Origin of the sequence: Metapseudomonas resinovorans, from assembly GCF_002003485.1 — a bacterium.
Taxonomy (GTDB): domain Bacteria; phylum Pseudomonadota; class Gammaproteobacteria; order Pseudomonadales; family Pseudomonadaceae; genus Metapseudomonas; species Metapseudomonas resinovorans_D.
In genome coordinates this window covers 47,620-63,125 of the sequence record NZ_BDMA01000019.1, presented here as the reverse complement: position 1 = coordinate 63,125, position 15,506 = coordinate 47,620, and the positions used below count along the sequence as shown (strand labels likewise).

14 protein-coding genes and 2 tRNA genes are annotated in these 15,506 nt (G+C 61.1%); 1 reads left to right on the top strand and 15 read right to left on the bottom strand.

What is annotated here, in order from left to right; translation table 11 throughout:
• Window positions 1–123: 123 nt before the first annotated feature.
• The gene (locus MnOB_RS05645) at window positions 124–1,578 is read left to right on the top strand and encodes a rhomboid family intramembrane serine protease (RefSeq protein ID WP_077522885.1); all 1,455 of its coding nucleotides are present in this window, start codon (window positions 124–126) and stop codon (window positions 1,576–1,578) included.
• Between the two features lie 45 nt (window positions 1,579–1,623).
• On the opposite strand, the gene MnOB_RS05640 is transcribed toward MnOB_RS05645, so the two are convergent.
• The 15 genes from MnOB_RS05640 to glmM all read right to left on the bottom strand — a co-directional run bounded on the left by MnOB_RS05640 (window position 1,624) and on the right by glmM (window position 15,503).
• Window positions 1,624–1,821, bottom strand: coding sequence for a CsbD family protein (locus tag MnOB_RS05640; RefSeq protein ID WP_077522883.1), 198 nt, complete (start codon window positions 1,819–1,821; stop codon window positions 1,624–1,626).
• 56 nt (window positions 1,822–1,877) lie between these two features.
• Window positions 1,878–2,237 carry a BON domain-containing protein gene (locus tag MnOB_RS05635; RefSeq protein WP_077522881.1) on the bottom strand — a complete coding sequence of 120 codons (360 nt, stop codon included), beginning with the start codon at window positions 2,235–2,237 and terminating at the stop codon, window positions 1,878–1,880.
• A 207-nt stretch (window positions 2,238–2,444) separates the two neighbouring features.
• Window positions 2,445–3,863 carry a hypothetical protein gene (locus MnOB_RS05630; protein WP_077522879.1) on the bottom strand — a complete coding sequence of 473 codons (1,419 nt, stop codon included), beginning with the start codon at window positions 3,861–3,863 and terminating at the stop codon, window positions 2,445–2,447.
• Window positions 3,864–3,952: 89 nt separating this feature from the next.
• On the bottom strand, window positions 3,953–6,061 hold the full coding sequence (pnp, locus tag MnOB_RS05625) for a polyribonucleotide nucleotidyltransferase (protein WP_077522877.1): 2,109 nt from the start codon (window positions 6,059–6,061) through the stop codon (window positions 3,953–3,955).
• 152 nt (window positions 6,062–6,213) lie between these two features.
• Window positions 6,214–6,483 (bottom strand): 30S ribosomal protein S15, encoded by a 270-nt coding sequence (rpsO, locus tag MnOB_RS05620; RefSeq protein ID WP_044874075.1) that lies wholly within the window; start codon window positions 6,481–6,483, stop codon window positions 6,214–6,216.
• Between the two features lie 94 nt (window positions 6,484–6,577).
• Complete coding sequence (gene truB / locus MnOB_RS05615; protein WP_077522875.1) at window positions 6,578–7,495, bottom strand: tRNA pseudouridine(55) synthase TruB; 918 nt, start codon at window positions 7,493–7,495, stop codon at window positions 6,578–6,580.
• A 4-nt stretch (window positions 7,496–7,499) separates the two neighbouring features.
• Window positions 7,500–7,889 carry a 30S ribosome-binding factor RbfA gene (gene rbfA / locus MnOB_RS05610; protein ID WP_077522873.1) on the bottom strand — a complete coding sequence of 130 codons (390 nt, stop codon included), beginning with the start codon at window positions 7,887–7,889 and terminating at the stop codon, window positions 7,500–7,502.
• A 94-nt stretch (window positions 7,890–7,983) separates the two neighbouring features.
• Entirely contained in the window at window positions 7,984–10,536 is a 2,553-nt protein-coding gene (gene infB, locus MnOB_RS05605; RefSeq protein WP_077522871.1) for a translation initiation factor IF-2, read from the bottom strand.
• 26 nt (window positions 10,537–10,562) lie between these two features.
• Window positions 10,563–12,044 carry a transcription termination factor NusA gene (nusA, locus tag MnOB_RS05600; protein ID WP_077522869.1) on the bottom strand — a complete coding sequence of 494 codons (1,482 nt, stop codon included), beginning with the start codon at window positions 12,042–12,044 and terminating at the stop codon, window positions 10,563–10,565.
• A gap of 47 nt (window positions 12,045–12,091) precedes the next feature.
• Window positions 12,092–12,550, bottom strand: coding sequence for a ribosome maturation factor RimP (rimP, locus tag MnOB_RS05595; protein WP_077522867.1), 459 nt, complete (start codon window positions 12,548–12,550; stop codon window positions 12,092–12,094).
• A gap of 132 nt (window positions 12,551–12,682) precedes the next feature.
• Window positions 12,683–12,759 (bottom strand) — tRNA-Met (locus MnOB_RS05590).
• A 98-nt stretch (window positions 12,760–12,857) separates the two neighbouring features.
• Window positions 12,858–12,943: transfer RNA gene (locus tag MnOB_RS05585), tRNA-Leu, on the bottom strand.
• Between the two features lie 10 nt (window positions 12,944–12,953).
• The gene (secG, locus tag MnOB_RS05580; RefSeq protein WP_077522865.1) at window positions 12,954–13,337 is read right to left on the bottom strand and encodes a preprotein translocase subunit SecG; all 384 of its coding nucleotides are present in this window, start codon (window positions 13,335–13,337) and stop codon (window positions 12,954–12,956) included.
• 4 nt (window positions 13,338–13,341) lie between these two features.
• The gene (tpiA, locus tag MnOB_RS05575; RefSeq protein ID WP_077522863.1) at window positions 13,342–14,097 is read right to left on the bottom strand and encodes a triose-phosphate isomerase; all 756 of its coding nucleotides are present in this window, start codon (window positions 14,095–14,097) and stop codon (window positions 13,342–13,344) included.
• Between the two features lie 65 nt (window positions 14,098–14,162).
• Entirely contained in the window at window positions 14,163–15,503 is a 1,341-nt protein-coding gene (gene glmM / locus MnOB_RS05570) for a phosphoglucosamine mutase (RefSeq protein ID WP_077522861.1), read from the bottom strand.
• Window positions 15,504–15,506 lie beyond the last annotated feature (3 nt).

The window sequence follows — 15,506 nt, the reverse complement described above, 5'->3', positions numbered from 1 at the left end:
AAGCCTTTGCCTGCGCCCTTGCAGCCACCCTCCCGCTGACCTTCGAGGCCACCGCCAGCACCTTCCGCTGCGAGAGCAGACTCGTCAACGAATTCGACCGCAAGCGCAACTGAGCCGCGCGCGATGATCATCCTTCCCGCTGATCAACCCCTCGACTGGCGACGCCCCCCCGTCATCACCCTGCTGCTGATCCTGCTCAACACCCTGATCTACATCGTCTACCAGGGCGGCGACCAGGCGCGCATCGAAGAAGCGCAGCAGCTCTACCTGGACGGAGGCCTGCTCAACCGCGAGCGCGCGCTGTTCATCGACCACCTGGTGGAGCGCGAGAAGTTCGACGCCGACCAGCGCCACAGCATCGACGCCATGCGCCGCCAGGACCTGGCGACCATCATCATCCGCGACCTGGAGTTCGAGGACTGGTTGCACCGCCTCCCGGCTTACCAGGCCGATCCTGCCTGGCAGCAGGCTCGGCAGAAGGCAGAAGCGGCGCGGGACCTCATCAGCGCGCAGCGATTCGGCTTCATCCCCAACAAGTTCAGTGTCCAGGGGCTGTTCGGCGCCATGTTCCTGCATGGCAGCTTCGATCACCTGCTGGGCAACATGATTTTCCTGTTCATCTGCGGCTTCGCCCTGGAAGCGGCACTCGGACGCTGGGTCTACCTCGGCCTCTACCTGGCGAGCGGCCTCGCTTCGCACCTGCTCTGGTGGGCGATGGACCCGGTCTGGGTCGCCGGCATCGGTGCCTCGGGAGCGGTATCGGGACTGATGGGCATGACCATCGGCGTCTACGGCCTGCGCAAGATCCGCTTCTTCTACTGGCTGGGCCCCCTGATCGGCTACTTCAAGGCTCCGGCCTTGTGGATATTTCCCGCATGGCTCGGCAAGGAGCTATACGGCGTGCTGTTGGCCGATGACCACGTGAACTACTACGCGCACCTCGGCGGTCTTGCCTTCGGCTTCCTCTCGACCTGGACGTTGCACAAGGTGGGATTCCTCAAGGTGGATGAGGCCTATCTCAACAAGGAAGATCCGGACGCGCCGTTCAAGCGCGAGCTGACAGCTCTCGATCAGCTCATCGGCCGCTTCGCCCTCGATCAGGCCGCCCCGCGCGGCCTCGACCTGCTGCAGCGCTACCCGGGCCGACTGGCGCTCCTGGAACGGCTCTATCCGGTGGCCAAGAGTCGGCAGGACAAACCGTTGCTGACCGCGGTACTGAAGCAACTCTTCAGCCTGCCTGAACAAGCGGCCGCCCTGCCCCTGCTGCAGAAACTGGCCGACGATGTCGCCGACCCGCAGCAACGCTTGCTGCAGCACCCCGCCGTACTGCTGCACTTGCTGCAACGCCTGATCAAGGCCGGGGACGGCACGCGCGCCCTGGCACCATGGCGCCGACTCTGCCAGACGAATCCGGTACCACCGCAGCTTCCCGGGCTGACCCTGCAACTGGCCAAGCAACTGGGCCAGCGCCAGGACCTGCGCGGAGTCGGTGAACTCGGCCAATACCTGCGCCGAGCCTTCCCCGAAGCGGAACAGACTCGCCAACTGGCGCTGTACCAGCAGCACCTGGCGCGCTGATAGAAAAAGCCCCGCAATTGCGGGGCTTTTCTTTGCCAGCAGGCGTCAGAGTCGAGTGCTGAAGTCGCGGACTTCCCGCTCCGCACGATCCTTGCTCCAGCCGTAGCGCTCCTGCAACTTGCCGACCAGGTACTCGCTATGGCCTTCGGCCACGTCGAGATCGTCATCGGTCAGATGGCCCCATTTCTCCTTGATACGGCCACTGAGCTGCTTCCATTTGCCTTTGATGATATCGGCGTTCATGGGGATGCTCCTCTCACTCGGGCCGGGCCACCCTCGGGGCGGGCCCGGCCGGGGGGTTAATCGGCGGACTTCAGACCGTCAGCCGAAACCGCGGTAACACCTTTGATGTTCTTCGTGGTTTCGATCGCCAGGTCGCGCTCGGCATCGGTCTTCACCATACCGGACAGTGCTACCACGCCCTTGTTGGTTTCGACCTTGATGTCCATGCCGCTGAGGTTCTTGTCAGCCAGGAATGTCGATTTGACCTTGCTGGTGATCCAGGTGTCCGAGACAGCCTCTTCGGCCTTCTGAACGGTGTCGCTGGCTGCCAGCATGGTTTGTCCGCTGGTTTCTGCGTAGGCGCCGGTAGCGAACGGCAGGCTGATGGCGGCAGCAGTAACAGCGGCAAAGGTCCACTTGGTGAAAGACTGTTTCATGAGGTGGTACTCCTCTCTTCTTCGGAACATCTGCAGCAAGCTCCCGGCTGCAGGGTCACGATGAACATCGCAAGGCCTGTGCCAGCTTCCGAAGAAAATTAAAATCCAGCCAAATCAGATAGATACAAAAACCACCAAAAGCCCCGTCACGTGCAGTCTGCAAGTTCGATCCCGAGTCGCCTTGCAGACTGCACGATAAAACCCGCTTCAGCGCCCAGTGCCCCCCAACTTGGCGATGGTGCCTTCCAGGGCAGTGACCTGGTCCAACAGAGGCGAAGCCGGATAGCGTGCGCGAATGTAGGCCAGCAGCTTTTGCGCCGGCTCCACCTGCCCGAGTCCTTCGGCGAAACCGCGCGCCGCCAGCAGGTAGGCACGGGGAATGTGCGGATAGTCAGGAAAACGCTGGTGCAGGTTGCGCAGCAGACTCAGGGCTTCGCGAACCTTGTGGCGATCGAGCAATGCACCTGCGATCTGCTCGCACACCAGTGCGTCGCCTGGGAGAAAATCGGCCTGGAACTGGCGGGCATTGAGCAGCGCCGTGGCAGCCAGTGCAGGATTCTGGCGAGCGACCAGGGGCAGGTAATGCTCCAGATGCCGCAGACAGCGCTCCCGGGCCCCTAATCCGAACAGCAACTGGTGGAAACGCTCGTTCAGGCGCAGGTCCTCAGGGTCACGCTGCAGGGCATTGGTGAGTATTTCCAATGCTCCGTCACTCTGTCCTTCCTTGAGGCGAATCTCGGCTTCCACGAGCGCCTTGCGACGGCGCCATTCGCTTTCCGGCAAGCCCTGCTGGGTGCCTTCCTCGGCAATGGCAAAGCCCAGCGCCCCCTGATACTGGAACACGGCATAGCCCATCATGCTGCACATCACCACGCCGAAGTAACCGAACAGGAAGGTGGCGATGGGCATCAGCACCACCTTCGGCAGACCGCCGGAAAGCATCCAGGCCACATAGCTGGGCGACTGCCAGAGGATGAAGAGAAAGGCGCAGAGGATCAGGTAACGCCAGCCCATGGCCTTGATCACCTCACCCACCTGATCGGGGCTCAGCGCCGCACCGAGTTCCTTGCTCAGCGCCAGGCGGATGATGCTGGCCGGCAGCAGGAGCACGATGGCGATGTTCACCACCCAGAAGATCGTCTCGCTGTTGAAATCCGCCGCCAGCCACAGCGCCCCCAGCGCAATGGCGAAGACCGCCATCTGCTTGAAGAACAATGAAAAGCCTTCCCCCGCGAAGGCGCTGACCAGAGAGGGCGCTTCGCGAACGCCTTCACTGCTGGACTCGATCACGCTGTGGAAATACTTCGTGGCGATGCTCAGCAGGATGATCCAGAGGATCAGCGAGCGCGGCATGAACAGGCCTGCGAGGGCCAACAGTGCACTGAAGGCCAGCGGTCCGGTCTGCAGGCCGTAAGCGAAGAATTGAGGCAGGCGTTCCCAGAAGGGCTGGGCGGTGTTGGCCGCTCCGAGGAAGGTCAGCTGGCTGCGGCACAGTGGGCAGACGGGGCTGTCGTCAGGCGCGTCTGCATTCAGGGGAATGCAGCAATCGCCGAAATGGCGCTGGCAGGGCACGCAGTGCCAGGTTGCGGGTTGGGCAGGATGGTACTGGCAGAGCGTCTTGTCCATGACTGTTCCAGGCACGATGGCGGTTCGCCATTGTCCGGGCAAAAAAAGAGGGCCCGCAAGGGGCCCTCTCTTTCATCGTGCGGCGATTATCAAACGCCCGAAGCCTCGGCGGCTTCTACGTCCTTCATCGACAGCTTGATGCGACCACGGTTGTCGACGTCCAGAACCAGGACTTTGACTTCCTGGCCTTCCTGAAGAACGTCGGTGACCTTGTCGATGCGCTTGTCGCTGATTTGCGAGATGTGCACCAGGCCGTCCTTGCCCGGCAGGATGTTGACGAAGGCGCCGAAGTCGACGATGCGCTCGACCTTGCCCACGTACACCTTGCCCACTTCGGCTTCAGCGGTGATACCCAGAACGCGCTGACGCGCGGCCTCGGCAGCTTCCTTGGTCTCGCCGAAGATCTTCACGCTGCCATCATCTTCGATGTCGATGGAGGCCTTGGTCTCTTCGCAGATCGAACGGATGGTAGCGCCGCCCTTGCCGATGACGTCGCGAATCTTGTCGGTATCGATCTTCATCGCGATCATGGTCGGCGCGTTGGCCGACAGCTCGCTGCGGGACTGGGCGATGATCTGGTTCATCTGGCCGAGGATGTTCAGACGCGCTTCCAGAGCCTGCTCCAGAGCGATCTCCATGATCTCTTCGGTGATGCCGTTGATCTTGATGTCCATCTGCAGCGCGGTCACGCCCTTGGCGGTACCGGCTACCTTGAAGTCCATGTCGCCCAGGTGGTCTTCGTCACCCAGGATGTCGGTCAGGACGGCGAACTTGTCACCTTCCTTGACCAGGCCCATGGCGATACCGGCAACCGGCGCCTTCATCGGCACACCAGCGTCCATCAGAGCCAGGGAAGCACCGCAAACGGAAGCCATGGAGCTGGAACCGTTGGACTCGGTGATCTCGGACACGACACGGATGGTGTAGGGGAACTCGTCGCCTTTCGGCAGCATGGCGGAAACGCCACGACGGGCCAGGCGGCCGTGGCCGATTTCGCGGCGACCGGCGCTGCCCATACGGCCGCACTCACCTACCGAGAACGGCGGGAAGTTGTAGTGCAGCATGAAGGCGTCCTTGCGCTCGCCTTCCAGGGTGTCCAGCAGTTGGGCGTCACGGGCGGTGCCGAGGGTGGCAACAACCAGCGCCTGGGTTTCGCCACGGGTGAACAGGGCGGAACCGTGGGTCTTGTCGAGCACGCCAACTTCGACCTTCAGCGGACGTACGGTGCGGGTGTCACGGCCGTCGATACGCGGCTTGCCGTTGACGATGTTCTCGCGAACGGTGCGGTATTCCAGCAGGCCGAAAGCGTCTTTCACTTCACCCGCCGGGAACTGGCCAGCTTCTTCGCCAACGAAGCGGGCGATGACTTGGTCACGCAGCTCGTCCAGGCGGCTGTAGCGGTCCTGCTTGATGGTGATGGTGTAGGCCTGGGAGATGGCCTCGCCGAACTCGGCCTTGATGGCGCTGAGCAGGGCGGTGTTTTCGGCCGGGGCGGACCAGTTCCAGGTCGGCTTGCCAGTTTCGGCAGCGAATTCCTTGACGGCCTGGATCACGGCCTGGAATTCCTGGTGGGCGAAGAGTACGCCGCCCAGCATCTGGTCTTCGGTCAGCTCTTGGGCTTCCGACTCAACCATCAGTACGGCGTCCTGGGTACCGGCAACCACCATGTCCAGGCTGGAGGCCTTGAGCTGCTCGTAGTTGGGGTTCAGCAGGTAGCCGGTCTCTTCGTGGTAAGCCACGCGAGCGGCACCGATCGGGCCAGCGAACGGAATGCCGGAGATGGCCAGGGCTGCGGAGGTACCGATCATGGCAGCGATGTCCGGATCGGTCTTCTTGTTGGTGGAGACCACGGTGCAGATGACCTGCACTTCGTTCAGGAAGCCTTCCGGGAAGAGCGGACGGATCGGGCGGTCGATCAGGCGCGAGGTCAGGGTCTCTTTCTCGGACGGACGACCTTCACGCTTGAAGAAGCCACCGGGGATGCGGCCGGCAGCGTAGGTTTTTTCCTGGTAGTGCACGGACAGGGGGAAGAAACCCTTGCCCGGGTCAGCTTGCTTGGCGCCGACCACGGTCACCAGAACGGTGACGTCTTCGTCCATGGTGACCAGTACGGCACCGGAGGCTTGACGGGCGATACGGCCAGTCTCGAGGGTTACGGTCGATTGACCGAACTGGAACTTCTTGATTACCGGGTTCACGGTGTTTTCCTTCTCTGTGTTGCCTTGGGGGAAATCGGGGGAATGGCGGGAGTCGGACCCGTTTCAATCCCTTAAAAAACCAGAAGCTGGAAAGCCGAAAGCTGGAACGATGTCCAGCTTCCGGTTTCCAGCTTCCAGCTCGTCTGTGTCGCTTAGCGACGCAGACCCAGACGACCGATCAGGGCGCTGTAACGAGAGGTGTCCTTACCCTTCAGGTAGTCCAGCAGCTTGCGGCGCTGGTTAACCATGCGGATCAGACCACGACGGGAGTGGTGGTCTTTGCCGTTGGCCTTGAAGTGATCCTGCAGCTTGTTGATGTTGGCGGTCAGCAGGGCAACCTGCACTTCCGGAGAACCGGTATCGCCTTCAGCTTGCTTGTACTCGTTAACGATCTGGGCTTTTTCAGCAACGCTCAGTGCCATGATGGGCTTCCTCTGAGAGTAATAGGCCGGGACCTGCGCCCCGTGTTTAAAAAGGAGGATTGACCGTGCCTATTAACAGCCATCCTCGGATCGGTCATTCCGACCGAATCAGTCGACGCGGCGCTACGCGCCCGTCATCGCTCACTTCACCGATACCGATGAAGCGACCGGTATGATCCTGAACTCGCATCATGCCGAACTTCGGCGCTTCCGGAGCTCGCACCGGCTGGCCGTGGAGCCAGTAGTACGCGCTATGTTCGGTAAGCTGGATCAGCGGCCAGTGTTCCAGTCCGCTGTCGACCGGCAGGAGGAACTGATCGACTGCCTCGCTACCGCCTTCGGCGTGGACTTTCTCGAGAGTCTCCAGGCTGATCGCCTGGGCCAGCACGAAGGGTCCCGCCTGAGTCCGGCGCAGCTCAGCTACGTGGGCGCCACATCCGAGGGCCTGGCCAAGATCCTCGACCAGAGTGCGGATGTAGGTGCCCTTGCTGCAAGCTACCGCCAGTCTTGCCTGGCTGTTCTCACAGGCCAGCAATTCCAGGCGCGCAATAGTAACAGAACGCGCCTCGCGCTCCACTACTTCACCAGCACGCGCCAGCTTGTAGAGGGGCTGGCCGTCCTTCTTGAGGGCAGAGTACATCGGGGGTATCTGCTTGATTTCGCCACGAAAACGCGGCAGCAGAGCCTCGATGTCCTCGCGACCAACGGTCACCTCGCGACGCTCGGTCACTTCCCCTTCGGCATCACCGGTGGAGGTGGTCACGCCAAGCTGCGCCAGGGTTTCGTAACCCTTGTCGGCATCCAGCAGGTATTGAGAGAACTTGGTCGCCTCGCCGAAGCACAGCGGCAGCACACCGGTAGCCAGCGGATCGAGGCTGCCGGTATGGCCAGCCTTTTCGGCGTTGAGCAACCAGCGCACCTTCTGCAGCGCGGCGTTGGAACTCATGCCGTGCGGCTTGTCGAGGATCAGCACACCGCTGACATTGCGGCGAATACGTTTTACCTGGGCCACGCCATTACTCCTCGTCGTTGCCCGGGTGCTTGCGGTCTTCCGCCACGGCGCGCTCGATCAGTGCCGACAGCTCGACACCGCGACGAATGCTCGCGTCGTAGTTGAAGTGCAGCTGCGGCACGGTGCGCAGCTTCATCGCGCGGCCCAGCTGCATGCGCAGGAAACCGGCGGCATCGTTGAGGATGTCGATGTTCTGCTTGATGACTTCGGCGTTGTCATCCTGCCCCATCACGGTGATGAACACCTTGGCGTGGGACAGGTCACGGGCCACGTCGCAGCCGGTGATGGTCACCAGGCCCAGGCGCGGATCCTTGATCTCGCGTTGGATCAGCAGCGCCAGCTCACGCTGCATCTGGTCGCCGATGCGTTGGGTACGGCTGTAGTCTTTAGCCATTTCGTTTCACTCATGAACGCTTAAAAGCCGAAAGCCAGGAGTGGAAAGCGATGGCTTCCAGCTCCTGGCTCCCGGCTTGTGGCAAGCGCGACACTTACAGCGTGCGCGCCACCTGGACCTTCTCGAAGACTTCGATCTTGTCGCCGACTTTGACGTCGTTGTAGCTCTTCACGCCGATACCGCACTCCATGCCGGCACGCACCTCGGACACGTCGTCCTTGAAGCGGCGCAGAGATTCCAGTTCGCCTTCGAAGATCACCACATCGTCGCGCAGTACGCGGATCGGACGGTTGCGGTGTACCAGACCCTCGGTAACCATGCAGCCGGCGACCGCGCCGAACTTCGGCGAGCGGAACACGTCACGCACCTCGGCGATACCCAGGATGTTCTCCCGGACTTCGCTGCCCAGCATGCCGGACAGTGCCTTCTTAACGTCTTCGATGATGTCGTAGATGATGTTGTAGTAGCGCAGGTCCAGACCTTCCTGCTCGACGATCTTGCGCGCACCGGCATCGGCACGCACGTTGAAGCCGAACAGCACGGCGTTGGACGCCAGCGCCAGGTTGGCGTCGCTCTCGGTGATACCACCTACGCCGCCACCCACAACACGCACCTGGACCTCTTCGTTGCCGATATCGGCCAGGGCGCCCTGCAGGGCTTCGAGAGAACCACGTACATCGGACTTGAGCACGATGTTGAGGGTCTTCTTCTCGTCCTGCCCCATGCTTTCGAAGATGTTCTCCAGCTTGGAGGACTGCTGGCGAGCCAGCTTGACCTCGCGGAACTTGCCTTGACGGAACAGGGCAACTTCACGTGCTTTCTTCTCGTCGGCGACCACGGTCAGGTCATCACCGGCGTCCGGAGTGCCATCCAGGCCGAGGATCTCGACAGGGATGGACGGACCGGCTTCTTTAACCGGCTTGCCGTTCTCGTCGAGCATGGCGCGAACACGGCCATAGTTGACGCCGCAGAGAACCATGTCGCCCTGGCGCAGGGTACCGTCCTGAACCAGAACGGTAGCGACCGGACCACGGCCCTTGTCCAGGCGGGACTCGACCACGACACCACGGCCAGGGGCCGACGGAGTGGCGGTGAGTTCCAGGACTTCGGCTTGCAGCAGCACGGCTTCGAGCAGCTCGTCGACGCCGGTACCGGCCTTGGCCGAAACAGGTACGAACTGGGTATCGCCGCCCCACTCTTCCGGAATCACATCCAGCGCGGCCAGGCCGTTCTTGATGTTGTCCGGGTTGGCTTCCGGCTTGTCCATCTTGTTGACCGCGACCACGATCGGCACGCCAGCCGCTTTCGCGTGCTGTACCGCTTCAATGGTCTGCGGCATCACGCCGTCGTCGGCCGCCACCACCAGGATGACGATGTCGGTGGCCTTGGCACCACGGGCACGCATGGCCGTGAACGCCGCGTGGCCAGGGGTGTCGAGGAAGGTCACCATGCCGCGATCGGTTTCGACGTGGTAGGCGCCAATGTGCTGGGTGATACCACCCGCCTCACCGCTGGCCACCTTGGTACGACGGATGTAGTCGAGCAGGGAGGTCTTGCCGTGGTCGACGTGACCCATCACGGTCACCACCGGCGCACGGGTCAGGGCCTCGCCTTCGAACTTCAGGTACTCAGCCAACTGGTCTTCCAGGGCGTTCTCGTTGACCAGCTTGACCTTGTGGCCGAACTCTTCGGCGATCAGCTGAGCGGTCTCGCGATCGAGCACCTGGTTGATGGTCACCGGAGTGCCCATCTTGAACATGAACTTGACGACTTCGGCGCCTTTGACCGTCATCTGCGCGGCCAGTTCGGCCACGGTGATGGTCTCGCCGATGCTGACTTCACGCACGATAGGTCCTGTCGGGCTCTGGAACCCGTGCTGGTTACGCTTTTTCAGCTTGGACTTGCCGCCTCGGCCACCGCGACGGAAGGAATCGCTCTCTTCCTCGGTGCTACGCGGCGCGACTCGGGGAGCCGGAGCCTTTTCCTTCTCTTTGAGGGAAGGACGGTGCTGCGCATGCTTGCGGTCGCGGCGATCGTCTTCATCACGAGCACGCTCGGGACGACGAACTTCTTCCTTCTTGCGCTCGCCGTTCACCGCAGCTGCGCCAGCCGGGGCAGGAGCAGCTGCCGCAGTGGCAGCGGCCACAGGTGCAGCTGCAACAGCAGCCGGCGCGCCAGCCGCAACAGCGACTTCCGCGGAAGCGCTTTCAGCCACTACCTTGGGACGAGCTTCCGCTTCGCGACGAGCAGCCTCTTCAGCACGCTGACGAGCTTCTTCCTCGGCCTTCAGTCGAGTAGCTTCTTCCGCCGCGCGCTGCTCTTCGAGTTCGCGCTGACGCTCAGCTTCGATCTCGTCAGGGCTGCGCTTGACGTAGGTTTTCTTCTTGCGTACTTCGACGTTGATGGTCTTGCTACCGGCGACCCTCAGCGTAGTAGTGGTCTTGCGCTGCAGGGTAATCTTGCGCGGCTCTTCCAGGCGCTCACCGTGGCTGCTCTTGAGATGAGCCAGCAGGGCCTGCTTCTCGTTATCGGTTACAACTTGTTCGGCGCTGGTGTGCGGCAATCCCGCCTCGCGCATCTGCAGCAGCAGGCGCTCCACCGGTGTATCGACCACTTGGGCCAGTTCTTTCACCGTGACTTGCGTCATGCACTTCTCTCCTCAGGCCGCGAAACTTACTCGAACCAGTGGGCTCGGGCGGCCATGATCAGCTTGCCGGCACGCTCTTCGTCCATGCCGTCGATGTCGAGCAGGTCGTCGATCGATTGCTCGGCCAGATCTTCGCGATTAATAACGCCACGTACGGCGAGTTCAACAGCCAGGTCCTTGTCCATGCCTTCCAGGGAAAGCAGGTCTTCGGCAGGCTGGGCGTCCGCCAGCTTCTCTTCGGTTGCGATAGCCTTGGTCAGCAGGCGGTCCTTCGCGCGCGCACGCAGCTCGTTGACGATGTCCTCGTCGAAGCCGTCGATGCTGAGCATTTCTTCCATGGGCACGTAGGCGATTTCTTCCAGGCTGGTGAAACCTTCTTCAACCAGTACCTGGGCCAGCTCTTCGTCCACTTCCAGCTCGTCAACGAAGGCACGCAGGATGTCGCCGGTTTCGGCTTGCTGCTTGGCCTGGATGTCCGCTTCGGTCATCACGTTGAGGGTCCAGCCGGTCAGTTGGCTGGCCAACCGCACGTTCTGGCCACCACGACCAATGGCCTGGGCCAGGTTGTCTTCGGCAACGGCGATGTCCATCGCGTGGGCATCTTCGTCGACGATGATCGCCACCACTTCGGCCGGAGCCATGGCGTTGATCACGAACTGTGCAGGGTTGTCGTCCCACAGGACGATATCGACGCGCTCGCCACCCAGTTCACCGGATACGGCCTGGACGCGGGAACCGCGCATGCCGATGCAGGCGCCCTGCGGGTCGATACGTTTGTCCTTGGAGCGCACAGCGATCTTGGCGCGCGAACCCGGGTCACGGGACGCAGCCATCACTTCAATCAGCTCTTCGGCGATTTCCGGCACTTCGATGCGGAACAGTTCGATCAGCATCTGCGGCGCAGTACGCGACAGGATCAGTTGCGGACCGCGGTTCTCGGTGCGGATTTCCTTCAGCAGGGCACGGACACGGGCACCGACGCGGAAAGTTTCGCGAGCGATGATGTCCTCGCGAGCCAGGAGCGCTTCGGCATTGTTGCCCAGGTCGACGATCACGTTGTCGCGAGTGACCTTCTTCACGGTACCGAAAATGATGTCACCCAGCTTCTCGCGGTAGGCTTCAACTACCTGAGCACGCTCGGCTTCACGCACCTTCTGCACGATGACCTGCTTGGCGGTCTGGGCAGCGATGCGACCGAACTCGATGGAGTCGATCTTCTCTTCGATGATGTCGCCAATCTTGGCCTGCTCATCGCGAGCCTGAGCCTGATCGAGGGTCAGCTGGATGGCCGGATCCTCGAAATCGTCTTCCTCGACCACAGTCCAGCGACGGAAAGTGTCGTAGATACCGCTCTGACGATTGATCGACACTCGCAGGTCGACCTCGTCTTCAAAACGCTTCTTGGTAGCAGTGGCCAGGGCCAGCTCCAGCGCCTCGAAAATAACGCCAGCCGGTACACCCTTTTCATTGGATACCGACTCAACAACCAGCAGTACTTCTTTGCTCATCGTACGCCTCGCCTTTCGCAATCCATTGGATCCGCGGGATCCGCGTCTCAGTCAAAACGGGGAATGATGTTGGCCTTGTCGATCAACTCGATCGGCAGGAGGAACTCGCGGTCTTCGATAAGAACAACCACGTCCTGCTCCTCCACCCCGCGGAGAAGCCCTTGAAAATTGCGCCGCCCCTCGAAGGGTGAACGCAGCTTGATCTTGACCAGCTCACCAGCGTGGGCCGCAAACTGTTCAAGGGTGAACAGCGGACGATCCATGCCCGGCGAAGATACTTCGAGGGTGTATTCGTTGCTGATCGGGTCCTCGACATCGAGCACACCACTGATCTGCCGACTGACCTTCTCGCAATCATCGACCAGGATGCCGTTTTCGTGATCGATATAGATACGCAGCAGGGAATGCCGCCCTTGAGACAGGAACTCGATGCCCCAGCACTGATAACCGAGCGCTTCGACTACCGGGGCCAACAAGGCCTGCAACTGTTCTAGCTTGCTCGACACCTGATCGCCTCTCGCATGCTGTGCAAATAAAAAATGGGCGAAACGCCCATCCCTTCAAAAACCGCCTGATCTGTGATCGGAGGTCAACTGTCCAGCTAGCAAAAAGCCCCTAAAAAGGGGCTTCGCGACTACTGGTTGCGGGGGCTGGATTTGAACCAACGACCTTCGGGTTATGAGCCCGACGAGCTACCAGACTGCTCCACCCCGCGTCAAAGCTGGTGCGAGAGTATACGGCCAGCACCTTGCGTGGTCAACCGAACATCCCGCGAAGAGAAAGGCCCGCATCACTGCGGGCCTTCTCTTTGTATGGTACCGAGGAGGGGACTCGAACCCCTACAGCCTATGGCCACTACCACCTCAAGGTAGCGTGTCTACCAATTCCACCACCTCGGCAAAACTTGCCTTACTTCTGCTCCGGAGCCTGCGGCACATCACCCGACTGGGTAGCTGGCTTTTGCTCTTCGAGCACCGGCACATCGTCAGCTGCCGGCTTGGCGGGTTGAACTTCGAGGGCCGCCGGATCTGGCAGACCTACGTTGCTCAGCGCCTCAGCCTTTTCTTTAGCGAAGAACGCTAAACCCAGGCTGGTAATGAAAAAAACCGCGGCGAGTATAGCAGTAACTCGACTCAAAAAGGTAGCGGAACCTTGGCTTCCGAATACGGTTGCCGAAGCACCGGAGCCAAAGGAGGCACCAGCATCCGCGCCCTTGCCCTGCTGAACCAGCACCAGACCAACAACGCCCAGAGCAACCAGCAAGTGCACCACAATTACGACAGTTTCCAGCATCTCGTCAGCTTCCTGCGGCGCGACAGATCGCACCGAACTCATCCGCATTCAGGGAGGCACCACCTACCAGCCCCCCATCGATATCCGGCATGCCGAACAAGTCGGCCGCACTGGCCGCCTTCACACTGCCGCCGTACAGAATTCGTACGCCGCGAGCAACCTCAGCATTCTCCGCCGAAAGTTGCGAGCGAATCGCCGCATGAACCTCTTGCGCCTGTTGCGGCGAGGCCGTCAGCCCCGTACCAATGGCCCAAACCGGCTCATAGGCAATTACCGCTTGCGCAAATGCGCCCACACCAAGCTCTTCGATCACGCTACCCAGCTGACGCCCCACAACCTCGAGCGTCTTGCCGGCTTCGCGCTGTTCCCGGGTCTCACCGACGCATAGCACCGGAATCAGACCACAGGATTGAGCAGCAGCGAACTTGCGACTCACGACTTCGTCGCTTTCGCCCAGAATCAGGCGTCGCTCCGAATGACCAACCAGAACCAGGCTGCAACCCACGTCTACCAACTGGCTTGCCGCGATCTCTCCGGTGAGGGCTCCCTGCACCGGCTCCACCGCACAATTCTGGGCACCTACGGCAATCGACTTACCGTCCAGGCCTTGAAGGACCTGATTGATGTACAGACAGGGCGGCATTACCGCAACTTCGACGCCAGTAGGCAAGGCCAATTGGCGCAAGCCTTTGATCAGCTCTGCGACGCTGGCGCGGGTACCGTGCATTTTCCAGTTACCGGCTACCAGAGGTCGGCGCATGCTTTATCTCGTCGATCAAAGTGGGCGCAGATGTTACCCAAGAGATTTTCAACAAGCAAGAGAAATCAAGCACATACCTCGGTTACGACTTTGGCCAGTTCCTCGGCGTAGCCGCGCACCAGCTTTTCGTCGTCGCCTTCGACCATCACACGCACCAGCGGCTCGGTACCGGACTTGCGCAGAAGCACACGCCCGCGACCTGCCATTTGGGAAGTGACACGGGCAGAGGCATCCTGCACGGCCGGATGATGGATCGGGTCAACATCGCCGCCTGCGTAGCGGACGTTGATCAGCACCTGAGGGCACTTGCGCATGCCCTGACGGGCTTCGGCGAGGGATTGACCGCTGCGCTGCAAGGCCAGCAGCACCTGCAAAGCGGCAACGATTGCATCACCCGTCGTGGTGAAATGGCTGCAGACGATATGGCCGGAATTCTCGCCGCCCAACGTCCAACCATTGTTTTGCAATTCGCTCATCACGTAGCGATCACCGACCTTGGCGCGCACGAATGGTATGTCGAGCTCCTTGAACGCCAGTTCCAGACCCAGATTGCTCATCAGGGTACCGACGACACCGCCGTTCAGCATGTCACGGCCATGCAGGTCACGGGCAATCAGATAAATCAGCTCGTCGCCATCGACCACGGCACCCGTGTGATCGACCATCAGGACGCGGTCGCCGTCACCATCGAAGGCAATACCAATGTCCGCGTTCTGCTCGACGACAGCCGCCTGCAGGCTGCTCATGTGAGTGGAGCCGCAATCGTCATTGATATTCAGGCCATTGGGCTGCGCTGCCAGTACGCTGACCTGGGCGCCCAATTCGCGAAAGACGTTTGGCGCAACCTTGTAAGTGGCACCGTGGGCGCAATCCACCACCACCTTGAGACCCGCGAAGTCGGTGCTGATCGGAGTAGTGCTCTTGCAGAACTCGATATAGCGGCCTGCGGCGTCGTTGATGCGGGATACCTTGCCCAACTGAGCCGAATCAACCACGGTCATCGGCTGATCGAGTAGCTCTTCAATCATCAGCTCGACTTCATCCGAGAGTTTGGTGCCCTTGCCGGAGAAGAACTTGATGCCGTTGTCGTGATGCGGGTTGTGCGAAGCACTGATGACGATGCCCGCATCCGCCAGGAAGGTGCGAGTCAGATAAGCAATAGCTGGAGTCGGCATGGGGCCGAGGAGCATCACGTCGGCACCGGCAGCCAGCAGACCGGCCTCAAGCGCGGACTCGAACATGTAACCGGAAATCCGCGTGTCCTTGCCGATCAGGATGCGGCACTTGCCCTGTTTGCGAAACGCCATACCGGCCGCCCAACCAAGCTTGAGCATGAATTCTGGAGTAATCGGGAACTGCCCGACATGGCCACGAATACCGTCGGTGCCAAAATACTTTCTACTCATGGG

Bases quoted from the DNA above. Each gene is read 5' to 3' on its own strand.
- MnOB_RS05645 (WP_077522885.1), top strand. From the start codon at position 124: ATGATCATCCTTCCCGCTGATCAACCCCTCGACTGGCGACGCCCCCCC.
- MnOB_RS05640 (WP_077522883.1), bottom strand. From the start codon at position 1,821: ATGAACGCCGATATCATCAAAGGCAAATGGAAGCAGCTCAGTGGCCGT.
- MnOB_RS05635 (WP_077522881.1), bottom strand. From the start codon at position 2,237: ATGAAACAGTCTTTCACCAAGTGGACCTTTGCCGCTGTTACTGCTGCC.
- MnOB_RS05630 (WP_077522879.1), bottom strand. From the start codon at position 3,863: ATGGACAAGACGCTCTGCCAGTACCATCCTGCCCAACCCGCAACCTGG.
- rpsO (WP_044874075.1), bottom strand. From the start codon at position 6,483: ATGGCACTGAGCGTTGCTGAAAAAGCCCAGATCGTTAACGAGTACAAG.
- rbfA (WP_077522873.1), bottom strand. From the start codon at position 7,889: ATGGCTAAAGACTACAGCCGTACCCAACGCATCGGCGACCAGATGCAG.
- infB (WP_077522871.1), bottom strand. From the start codon at position 10,536: ATGACGCAAGTCACGGTGAAAGAACTGGCCCAAGTGGTCGATACACCG.
- nusA (WP_077522869.1), bottom strand. From the start codon at position 12,044: ATGAGCAAAGAAGTACTGCTGGTTGTTGAGTCGGTATCCAATGAAAAG.
- secG (WP_077522865.1), bottom strand. From the start codon at position 13,337: ATGCTGGAAACTGTCGTAATTGTGGTGCACTTGCTGGTTGCTCTGGGC.
- tpiA (WP_077522863.1), bottom strand. From the start codon at position 14,097: ATGCGCCGACCTCTGGTAGCCGGTAACTGGAAAATGCACGGTACCCGC.
- glmM (WP_077522861.1), bottom strand. From the start codon at position 15,503: ATGAGTAGAAAGTATTTTGGCACCGACGGTATTCGTGGCCATGTCGGG.